Source organism: Bacillus sp. REN3 (assembly GCF_017912555.1).
GTDB lineage: Bacteria > Bacillota > Bacilli > Bacillales > Cytobacillaceae > Mesobacillus.
Genome location: NZ_JAERSD010000060.1, coordinates 1 through 851, shown reverse-complemented (window position 1 = coordinate 851; position 851 = coordinate 1). Strand labels below are relative to the sequence as shown.

Genomic DNA, 851 nt, shown 5'->3' with positions numbered 1-851 from the left:
GGCCACTTGCCAACATCCGAAAAAATACATACACTCCTGTTTGGGCATATCTTTACGGGAGGTAGTATAGGAGATGTTAGCAATGGCTGAAGTTAATTATATCAGACACGAAACGAATACTAAAGGTCGAAGCTATGCAGAAGTAGCACGGCAGATGGGGGTAGATCGGCGGACGGTGAAGAAGTATTCCGACATGGAAGATTTCAATCCGAATGAGCCGATCAGACAAAAAAGAATATCCCCTGTCATGGATCCAGTCAAACCGATTATCGATGAATGGCTGCTAGAGGACTCTAAAAAGAAAAAGAAGTTTCGCCGGACAGCAAAACGAATTTATGATCTATTAGTAGAACACCATCAGTTTACAGGTTCCGACCGTTCGGTCCGGGACTATGTTTCCAAACGAAAGCGAGAATTGGCAGAAGTAAGTGAAGAGGCCGCTCTGCCACTAGAAACAAAGCCAGGTGCCGCTCAGGTGGATTTCGGGGAAGCCCCTTTCCTACATGAAGGCGAGGAAGTCATCCGGCATTTCTTGGTCCTTTCCTTCCCTTACAGTAACTCATTTTTATACCAGGTGTTCCCGTCGCAAAATCGAGAATGTTTTCTGCAAGGGTTAGCCAATATGTTTGAATTTTTGGAGGGCGTGCCGCATACCATCCGTTTTGACAACCTGTCACCTGCCGTCAAAAAAGTATTGCCGGAAGGTGAACGGGAACTCACAAAGGAGTTTGAGCGATTCGCTGCACACTACGGTTTCGCCTATGAATTCTGCAATCCGAACAGCGGCAATGAAAAAGGACATGTAGAAGCCATGGTGAAGTATATCCGCAATAATTATCTGTTGCCGGCTG

At 46.1% G+C, this 851-nt stretch carries 1 protein-coding gene; it reads left to right on the top strand.

Annotated features, from left to right (window positions below; translation table 11 throughout):
* Positions 1–73: 73 nt before the first annotated feature.
* The coding region (gene istA / locus JJQ88_RS20990; protein ID WP_210367975.1) for an IS21 family transposase at positions 74–851 on the top strand (778 nt) is incomplete at its 3' end.